At 38.8% G+C, this 10,975-nt stretch carries 6 protein-coding genes; 4 read left to right on the top strand and 2 right to left on the bottom strand.

Annotation, left to right across the window (positions count from 1 at the left end; translation table 11 throughout):
* Together HYU69_00575 and HYU69_00570 are read right to left on the bottom strand one after the other, a co-directional pair.
* On the bottom strand, window positions 1-176 hold a 176-nt coding region (locus HYU69_00575; protein MBI2268830.1), incomplete at its 3' end, for a hypothetical protein.
* A gap of 242 nt (window positions 177-418) precedes the next feature.
* A complete protein-coding gene (locus HYU69_00570) occupies window positions 419-1,912 on the bottom strand; it encodes a hypothetical protein (protein MBI2268829.1) in 1,494 nt (497 codons plus the stop codon).
* 408 nt (window positions 1,913-2,320) lie between these two features.
* Between HYU69_00570 and HYU69_00565 the strand changes: the two genes are divergently transcribed.
* From HYU69_00565 to HYU69_00550, 4 genes are all read left to right on the top strand, one after another.
* Complete coding sequence (locus tag HYU69_00565) at window positions 2,321-2,932, top strand: helix-turn-helix transcriptional regulator (GenBank protein ID MBI2268828.1); 612 nt, start codon at window positions 2,321-2,323, stop codon at window positions 2,930-2,932.
* Between the two features lie 202 nt (window positions 2,933-3,134).
* Window positions 3,135-5,903, top strand: coding sequence for an SBBP repeat-containing protein (locus HYU69_00560; GenBank protein ID MBI2268827.1), 2,769 nt, complete (start codon window positions 3,135-3,137; stop codon window positions 5,901-5,903).
* Between the two features lie 229 nt (window positions 5,904-6,132).
* Window positions 6,133-8,109, top strand: coding sequence for a SprB repeat-containing protein (locus tag HYU69_00555; GenBank protein ID MBI2268826.1), 1,977 nt, complete (start codon window positions 6,133-6,135; stop codon window positions 8,107-8,109).
* Between the two features lie 13 nt (window positions 8,110-8,122).
* Window positions 8,123-10,960 (top strand): SBBP repeat-containing protein, encoded by a 2,838-nt coding sequence (locus tag HYU69_00550; GenBank protein MBI2268825.1) that lies wholly within the window; start codon window positions 8,123-8,125, stop codon window positions 10,958-10,960.
* Window positions 10,961-10,975: the final 15 nt, after the last annotated feature.

Here is a 10,975-nt window from a genome sequence, read left to right as displayed (position 1 = left end):
ACATTATCCTTTCCCATAGCCACCATCCCTGCATAATCAATATCGCTTTTCCCTGGATTTGTACTAACAATATATAACAACTGCCAATACCTGAACAGCCGGACATCTTTCTCCGTATTCAGCTTTTCTTTTAACTGCTTTGCAGTTAAGTGTGATTTTAAGTGTAGTAGGCGCATCCCTTTTTTGGAATGCTAAGGTAGTAATTATTTACTATACTTGTTAGCGGTTTAGTATTATATACCTGTTCAGGTGATCATATAGCCAGATATAAAAATCAGTTTTGCCCGGGAACTTACACCATAAATATTAAAGACAAAAATGGGTGCAGTATAAATGGTAATTTAACTGTACATAAGAAAAATAGTTCTTTTTTCCTGGTTTGGTACACATTCAACCGTTTCATTACTTACTAAAATTACTATCGCACTATTTTCTCTATTTTTTTGTCGATCCAATAAACAAAATCAAAATATTGTAACACTTGTTTTTCATGGGGAGCTTTTAATGACTGAATGTCGTCTTTAAGTTTTATTAGTTCTTTTTTCAAATCAAAATGTTTTGATGATTTTAATAATTTCTTGAAAAAATCCAGAAAATAAATTTCGGTTTTATATAACTGGTTTGTATTGGTTAAATGGCGGTGAGTAGATTTTAAAAGGTAAGGCAAAAGTTCAATATTGCCTTGTTCATAATATATTATAATATTTAGAATAAGAGAGAAAGAGTAAAAAGAGGGACTTATTTTTGCTTGCGGATCATTAAGCAATAAATTAAGCCAGTATAAAGATTTACTATATTGTTCTTCAAATAAATAACAGTAAGCAAGGTTATAATATAATATGACTTCATCATATTTGTTGAACTTTCCCCGATATAGATTCAGTCCTTTAGTTACTTGAGGCACAAGATACAGAGCTTTCGCAAATTCTTTTTTACTGAGATAGAAATCTGTTTCGTTAAGATATGATGACAGAAATGCCTTAGCCTTTAACCGTATGGTGGAAAAGTCTATTTTTCTGATATTTATTAAATATTCCATGAACTCATCAGGTTTATCAAGGAGAACACATATGCCCATCAGATTATGAAAAACAGCAATATAATTATTTTCATCTGCCATTTGTTGTTCCGGGTATAGGTCAAAAAGTTGTAATCTCTTTTTACGATACTCATAGCTTTTTTGGTAGTCAGCCAGTAACTTATAATAAAAAGAAATTGCATCGTAAAAAAAACATTTTGCTGTATAGCTAAGCGCTTTACTTTCGTCTGTCAATACCTTTGGCCCTATTTTTTTTATTACTATTTTCTTTCCTTCCGGATTTTTCACTTCACCATTTTTAACTATGAGGGCATGAATCTGGATTGAAAGATTTTTATATTCAGAAATATTCTGAAGTAATTCGAGTACATTACGTTCTTCTTTTTCTATATTTTTATACTTTTCCATTATATCTTCCTGAAGTACCATACTTACGGTGATTTTCCTTTCCATATTAATAATTCTTAATATATCTGTGAATCTTTCATAGCGGTAAGCCAGTTTTTTTACCCTTTTTAATAATCTTAAAGATTGTGCGTATAATAATTTATCATACAGAAAAATTGCGTCATTTATCAACCCATTTATATTATTATCAATATCACCATCCAATCTGTACCCGCGCATGCTTTTCAGGATCATTTTATATAAATAATTCTTCGCTACATGAAAATTATCCTTTATTGTTCTTCCCTGTAAACTATTAATCAATGATTTTTCATCATAGTGTTTTTGTTTATCAATGGCATTAAACAATTTCACATAGTCATTCTCCTTGCCAATAATATGCCGGGAAGAGAATATCTTAAAATATCTTTTTTCCGTTTGCGATAACGATCGGATCAAATCAAATATGTCTTCTTGCTCTGTCATGAATGTATGTTTTTTGTGTAAAGCTAATACTTTACATATTGAACACCCGTCAGATTAAATTGCATATAGTTTATCATAACGTATTAATTTTTGCATAATACTTAAGATTTCATAAATGACATTAATTAATCCGGATTGATAATCAAATTTATTAATTCGAAGGGAAATCGAATGAAATAAGGCTAATCAGGCTCATTATTGTGAACAATATTATTCCCTGAATACAAAAAGAACAAGTAAATTAATTCAAATATCGAATATATCCTTCCCACTTGACTTTTAAATTCTACATTTTTTTGAATTGACTTTAGAGGTCTATTTATTGAACTTTAGGACACTTCTAAAAATCTGAACGATATAACTGCATCTTGAGTGTGCCGCGAATCGTTAACTTTTTTCTGCTCGACTATGAAAACATCTATTAAACAACAAATTGCAGAATTTCTGAAAGAAAAGGATATCACCCTATCAGATTTTGCAGAATATATTAATGTTTCGGAAGCCGAATTGCAAGGCGATCTTGATCCCAATAAACTCGATTTAAGAACTCTTGAACAGATTTGCAAAGTATTAAGAATTCCGATATATAGCTGTTTTGCCAGATCAAATTATACTGCATCTTTTACATCAACTGTTTATTTTGCGAAACGGAAAGGAGGAGAAAAGATGCGATTAAACGAAATGCTAATAAAGGCATTGAAAGAAAGGAATATGACCCTTCGTGAATTTGCCGACTCCATTAATATTTCAGAGCAAGAATTTTGTACTGCTTTTAAACCTTGTGAGATGAACGTAAGAACCCTTGAACGGATTTCAAAGGAATTGCATGTTCCGTTTTATTCTTTATTGAACACTGTGCATGGCTCACGCGTTTTAGATGTCTATCATTGGAGTTTTGTCCATAGGAAAAGAAGGTCTCTGAAATTTAGTTGGTTACAAAAAATTGTTACTAATATTTGTTTAAATAGATTTTCAAGATTGAAACGACTTCATTTAAATGAAGGTTTCATAAATAAATAGTCCGGTAGTTTTTTAATGCTAAAATATGCTGTTTTTTGTTCATTTAGGTCTGTTTTGAATTAAATGCAACTCGGGTTCTGAGCCAAGTTAAATTAAAATATCATATAAGATCGTGAACATATTATTAAATCGAGCATTCAGAAATTTCATGGATGAAAAAACTACCGGACTATTAGTTAATAACAAATTCTAATATTTATTCATGAAACGCATATATCTCTTCATCCTGGTATTTATACTAATGAGCAATTTCTTTGCGAATAACGATAAAGCCAGGCATGTGTCTGCTGAAAAGGAACGATCACAAATTGCTCAAAACCTACTCGGCAGCGGCCTTCGATTCACTCCAAACAAAGGACAAATAGCCGACAGAAACGGCAGGCTCCGTCCCGATGTATTATACAAAGGTGAAGGAAACGGGTCCAATATATACCTGCGAAAAACCGGCATCAGCTATGTATTCAGCAATATGGCTGAAGTAATGTACGAAGTACATGAAAAGGTAGAGGAGATAGAACACTCCAAAGAAGGCTTGGGAGGGAAAACAGAAGGTGAATGGGAACAGGAGTTGGTACAAAAAGAAAGTATTAAAGTTTACCAGGTGGATATGGACTTTATTAATTGTAACGCTAACATTAAAGCGATAGACGAAGATGAAATAGCGGGTTACAACAATTACTACTACGCGCATTGCCCTGATGGAGTATTAAACGTAAAACAATACAACAAAGTAACCTGCAAAAATGTTTACAATGGTATTGATGTTAGTTATTATGCCTGCCCTGAGCAAGGTCGAAGGGGAAGCAGCGAAAAGGGGTTAAAATACGACCTCATCGTACAACCTCACGCAGACCCTAATCAAATAAAACTCCACTGGAAAGGCGCTGAAAGCATACACATTAACCGCGAAGGCAATGGTTCGACTGGGCTCACCACAAGCTTAGTGATTAAAACAAGCGTGAATGAGTTTATCGAATCAATACCAAAAGTTTATCAAAACATAAACGGGAAAATTGTTGATGTAAAAACTAAATATGTTTTAACCCATATATCCGAAGGCGAAGCCATTATTAATTTTTTATTTTCAACTTTTAATTCTTCACTCCCCTTAGTGATTGACCCCTGGGTAACCTATTATGGTGGAACTGGTGTTGATTATGGTAACAGGATAGCCACCGATGCATCGGGAAATGTTTATATGACAGGCAGTACCTATAGCACTGCCGGCATCGCTTCAGCAGGGAGCTTTCAAAATATTTATGACGGCGGAGGGGATGCTTTCCTTGTGAAATTTAACGGAGCCGGGGCCCGCCTTTGGGCAACTTACTATGGTGGAACGGGAACTGATTATGGCAACAGCGTAGCCACCGATGCCTCGGGCAATGTATATTTAACCGGCCAAACCAACAGCACTGCCGGCATCGCTGCCGGGGGCTTTCAAAATATTTTGGGTGGTTTTAATGATGCCTTTCTTGTGAAATTTAATAGCGCAGGAGTTCGTGACTGGGCTACTTATTATGGTGGAACGGAAACTGATTATGGCAATAGCGTAACCACCGATGCCTCGGGAAATGTGTATTTAGCCGGCCAAACCAGAAGCACTGCCGGTATCGCTTCAGCAGGGAGCTTTCAAAATATTTTGGGTGGTTTTAATGATGCCTTTCTTGTGAAATTTAATAGCGCAGGAGTTTGTGACTGGGCTACTTATTATGGTGGAACGGAACCTGATTATGGCTATGGTGTTACGACAGACGGGGCAGGAAATATATATATGACAGGGGGAACCAACAGTACTAGCGGCATTGCCGCAGGTGGATTTCAAAATGTTTTTGGTGGTATTCAGGATGCCTATCTTGTGAAATTTAACGGGGCTGGAAATCGCTTATGGGCAACTTATTACGGTGGAACGAGTAGTGATCAGGGAAGAAGCGTGGCCACCGATGCATCAGGAAATGTGTATATGGCTGGGTTTACTTTTAGTACTGCCGGTATTGCTGCCGGTGGATTTCAAAATGTTTTTGGTGGTATTCAGGATGCCTATCTTGTGAAATTTAACGGGGCTGGAAGTCGCTTATGGGCGAGCTATCTGGGTGGAACGGATCAAGATTATGCACGGTCTGTCGCGGTAGATCAACTTACGAATGACGTTTATGTATCCGGAGATACCTACAGTACAAATTTTCCCACCACTGCATGCGCCTGGCAGCAAAACTTAGCAGGGGGTATTTCGGAAGACGGCTTTGTAACTCATTTTAAGCCCGATGGATCTTTAGTTTGCTCCTCCTATGTTGGCGGTTCGGCAGTACCCAATGATGAGGAGTGCACTATTGCCCTCTATGGCTGCTATGTATATATGACAGGATATACCGGAGGTTCTTACCCTGTTACTCCCGGGGCGCATCAAACTGTTTATGGAGGGGGGCCTTTTGATGCCTTTGTAGCCCAACTGTACAAAAACAGTTGCGGCTTCGATAAAATAGCCACACTTGCCGCTTCGGCAAGCGCAAGTGCTGTATGCAACAATATACCAATAAATTTTACAGGTAATTTTTCTGTTAGCTGTGATAACAGCGTTGTTAGCTATTCCTGGAGTTTCCCCGGCGGCGGCCCCGCTGCTTCAGGCAACCAAAATCCAACAGGTATAGTGTATGCAACACCCGGCAATTATACCGCGCAGCTAAAAGCAAAAACCACCTGCGATAGCGCTGTCAAAGACATAAACATTACTATTAATCCTTGCACAGTGTGTAATTTAGTTGGTCAATTTACCAAAGGCACCGCAAACTGTGCCGGTTGCGGTTGTAAAGAATGGATAATGATAAACGCCACTGGCGGCACAAACCCTTACATTTATACGTGGCCCGATGGATATGATAAAAGATATAAGAATCAACTTTGCCCGGGGAATTACACTATAAAAATTAAAGATAAAAATGGGTGTAGTATAGATGTTAATTTGAGTGCTCCATGATATAATATCTACTTTTCCCAATTGGAGACTGAACACGTAATAATCATCCTTCAACTGGTTTGGTATACATTTGGTTTTACCATAATTTTAGGTTGAAGTTGTCAAAAGTTAAATTTTAATAAGACCCAATGGCTCTATGAACAGGGAAGCTTACACTGCGACAAATTAAAAAAAATCATATTCTACTTTTGAATTAACAACTTTAAACACATCCTATTTTTAAACTCAAATGTTCCACTTTAGCCTGAAGACATATGCGATAACTGTGCTTTGGGGGTTAATATCATTTACACTAAAATCACAAGTTGACTTTAAAAATTCATATCTTTTTTCGGGTTTAAGTTGCCAGCGTGAATTGTCTAATTCAGATTATTTTTTATTGGCATCGAATATGTTTTCCAATAACAAATATTCCAGAACCAATAGCCTGGGTATTCCTGTTTGGTCAAAATTTTTGGCCGAAAGTGCTACTCCAAACACAGAGGCATTAGTTTATTTAAAATGTGTTCAGCAAACTACCGATGGTGGGTTTATTATAACCGGATCCTACCGTACCTCCCCATTTTTTGGAACAGATGAGCATGTTCTTTTAGTTAAAACCGATGGTTTGGGTGTTGTTCAATGGTCGAAAAGTTATGGTGGAAATACGAACGATATAGGCTTGTGGGTGGAGCAGACCGGCGATGGTGGATATATTATTTGCGGATCGAAAAACTTCAGCGCTCTTGGCCCCCTGTATGGAGATATATACATTATTAAGACAGATAATTCAGGGAACCAACAGTGGGATAAAGTATTGACGTTATCCGGTGGTATGGCGAGTGCTCAAAATATTAAACAAACGCTTGATGGGGGTTATATATTAACCGGTAATACCGGGGATGAGCAAGGAAGTAGTAATGTTCATCTTATTAAATTAACTTCCTTAGGTGCAATAACGTGGCAACAGGAATATCATGTTAATTGTCCCGCAGGGTTTGTTTCATCCGGAAGGGAAGTGTGGGAAATACCAACTGGTTATATAATAGGCGGATTTGCTGGTGGCGATGTACTGCCAAGCGAATCTCTGTTTTTAAAAATAAATGCTAACGGAGACATGGGTAAAGTAAATACATATAAAGCTGCTAATGCCTGGGAGCAACTTGGCTTTTCCTCTATTGATGTTACCGGTAACGGTGAATTTGTTGGTACGGGCGGGGGATACCAAACCGGATTTAAGCTTTACCTGATTAAAGCTGACGCCAATCTTAATTTGCTTTGGTCAAGGACGTATAGTTCTTTTTCAATCCAACCAGCCACCGGGATTAGACAAACTGCTGATTTGGGATATGCGCTTGTAGACGGATCTAATTTGTTTTTAAAAACTGATCCGCAAGGTTTAATTCATTGTGAAACACCTAATTTTGTACTGCCATCTTCTGCAATAGCTACCAAGGCTGTTTTATCAACAACGCCTAAAAGCTCAGGTGTACAAAATACACTTTCTTTGGTTTCCACTTCGGTCATAATTTCAAGTAATGTTCTGTGTACTCCATTAGAATTCCAGATCGTGGGTATAGATGTTAAATGTAAAGGTAAAAATACAGGCGCAGCCACTGCAACAGTTGTTTTCGGCACAGCTCCATTTTCATACACATGGTCGCCAATTGGAGGTAACACACAAACAATAAGTAATTTGACAGCCGGTGTATATACAGTAACCATTTCTGATAATACGGGAGCATTATCGTCAAAAACTATTACAATTACAGAGCCGCCATTATTGAGCATTACACTTACCCCGACTGACCTGGCATGCTACAATAATTCAAATGGACAGGTGATTAGCAGCGTACAAGGCGGTACTCCCGCCTATACCTATAGTTGGAATAATGGCTCCACTACAGGCAGTATTACCGGGCTTTCCGAAGGCAATTATGAATTAACGGTAACTGATGCTAATGGATGTAGTGCCATTACAACAACTGTAATAGCCGCCCCTCCACCCTTAAGTGGTCAATTTACCAAAGGCACTGCAAATTGTACGGGTTGTGGTTGCAAAGAATGGATAATTCTAAACGCCACTGGCGGCCTAAGCCCTTACAGTTATACCTGGCCCGACGGATATGATAAAAGATATAAGAATCAACTTTGCCCGGGCAATTACACTATAAAAATTAAAGATAAAAATGGGTGCAGTGCAAATGTTGAGATCAACACTCCATAATTACTGAACAGATATGCAAAATAAGTTTATACTTTATTTATTTCTCTTGCAGCTTGTAACTTTTGCGCAGCGTAACCCGGTTTCAATGGCTGGCGCCGCTGAGCAAACCCGTTCACTTCGCGGCAATGGCCTCTGCTTTACTCCCAACAAAGGCCAGGTAGCCGACATGGATGGCAAACCCTGCCCCGATATTTTATACAAATTAGATGGAGGCAGGGCGGATATTTATTTACGTAAAACCGGCATAAGCTATGTATACAGCAATATGGCTGAAATAATGCACGAAGTACACGAAAAAGTGGAAACATTAATTAATGCCGGAACATTAACCGAAGCCGATGAATATATAAAACAAGATGAATTAATGCGCGATGAAAAAATTAAAGTGCACAGGGTTGATATGGATTTTGCCGGAGCCAATACTAACTGCAGGCTTATTAATGAAAGGGAATTGGATGGATGCAACAACTATTACTACGCCCATTGCCCGCAAGGCATTAACAACGTAAAACAATACAATAAGATAACATACAAAAACATATACAACAACATTGACGTAGCATATGGCGGCAGCGCAGCACATGGTTTAAAATATGACATAATTGTACAACCCCATGCGGATCCCAGCCAAATAAAACTACATTGGAAAGGCGCTGAAAACATATATATAAATCGTGAAGGCCACCTGGTAATTAAAACCAGCGTAAACGAGTTCACCGAGTCAATACCAAAAGTTTATCAGAATATTAACGGGAAAATTGTTGATGTAAAAGCTGAGTATAAGTTAGATATGAGATTTGAGATATTAGATGTGAGAGAAAAAAATAACAATACAAAAAAGTCTCAAATCTCAAATCTCATATCTCATATCTACGAAGTAACCTTTGAACTTGGAACCTGGAACCCGGAACATCCTTTGATCATTGATCCCTGGGCCACTTATTATGGAGGGAGCGCTACAGAATATAGTACGGGAATTGATACAGACAATGCAGGTAACGTTTTTATTGCAGGGTATACTTCTTCAGCGGGTTTCCCGGTTGTCCCTGGCGCATTCCAGGTAGTTTACGGCGGGGTATGGGATGCATTCGTTGTGAAGTTTAATTCTGCAGGAACACGGATTTGGGCAACCTTTTATGGAGGGAGTGATGGTGACAAAGCCTTTGGCATTGCCGCGGATATTTCCGGAAATGTTGTTATCACCGGACAAACTCAATCCTCCGATTTCCCGGTTCTTGGCGGATTCCAAATGTCATTTAAGGGTGGCGGCGCTTTTAATGATGATGCCTTTGTGGCAAAGTTTGATGCTGCCGGAACACGGATTTGGGCAACCTTTTGCGGGGGGATTAAAGGCGATAGATCTTTTGGTATCGCCACAGATATTGCTGGCAACGTGGTTATAACCGGGGAGACTGAGTCAGTCGATTTTCCTGTTTTGAGCGGATTCCAGATGATTTTAGGAGGAAGCTTTGATATTTTTACAGTGAAGTTTAACGCAGCCGGAACGCTCTTGTGGGCTACTTATTATGGGGGAGCTTCATATGATTCGGGTTCCGACATAGCTACGGACCAAAGCGGCAACGTGGTTATTACTGGGCGTACAATATCACCATCAACTGGTTTTCCTATAACCCCCGGTGCATTCCAGATAGCCTTCGGTGGTGGTTTTAATGATGCTTTTGTGGTGAAATTCGATCCATTAGGAACCCGCCTATGGGCCACTTTTTGCGGGGGAAGCGGGGACGACCAGGGACAGGGTATAGCTATAGACATGGCAGACAACGTGCTTATTACAGGATGGACTACTTCGGCTAATTTCCCTGTCCAGAGTGGATTCCAGATGGTCATAGGGGGTATCCGGGATGCCTATTTGGTGAAATTCGATCCATCAGGTACCCGTTTGTGGGCGACTTTTTATGGAACAAGTGTTGATGAAACTGGAAATAGCGTTACAACGGATATAAATAATAACATTTATTTACTGATGGAGGGAGAAGATGTTGCTACCGCTTCGCTTGTTGATGTTTGCAGCTATCAACCGGTATTTAACGGAGGCTCAAGTACAAATCCCAGCGGATCGCCCTTTATCGAAGACCAGCTAATAGTGAAATTTACCCCGGCCGGTAAAAAATTATGTGCAACATATATGGGTGGTACAGGGGAGGATGATCTGGAACCAGGAGGAGGAATAACTGTATATGGTAATTCAATATATATCACTGGTGCTACAGATGGCGGATACCCTGTAACAACAGGTGCTTTCCAAACAACTTATGCCGGCCCTTTTGTTCCGTATTATTCCGGAGGTAGCGATGCCTTTGTAGCCTCATTATGCGCTAATATTTGTGAAGGTAAAGTCCTCGATTTAACCTACACTTCCGGCACTACCAATACATGTATAAATACACCCGTTAAATTTACTCCGGCAATAAATAACTCCTGCGATACCACTGACTATAAATTTCATTGGGAATTTGCCGGAGGCAATCCTGCAAGTTCAGACTCGGTAAAGCCTACCGTAACATTTTCCGGTATCGGTACACACGATGTTAAATTAGTAGTTACCACAATTTGTAAAAAAGATAGTGTTACAAAAGCCAATTATATTACTGTTAACCCATGTGGATGTGCATTAGTCGGGCAATTTACTAAGGGAACAGCCAACTGTACCGGCTGTGGTTGCAAGGAATGGGTAATGGTAACTGCAACAGGCGGCACCAGCCCATATAGTTATACCTGGCCGGGCGGTTACAGCAACAGGTATAAAAACCAGCTTTGCCCGGGTAATTATAGCGTAAATATTAAAGATAAAAACGGGTGTAATATAAATGTTAATTTGAGTGTACCGTGATCATTAGATGGCAAA

This window comes from Bacteroidota bacterium (assembly GCA_016183775.1).
Taxonomy (GTDB): domain Bacteria; phylum Bacteroidota; class Bacteroidia; order JABDFU01; family JABDFU01; genus JABDFU01.
Note: the sequence above shows the minus strand (reverse complement) of the source record. Positions and strands in the feature narration are given on the sequence as shown.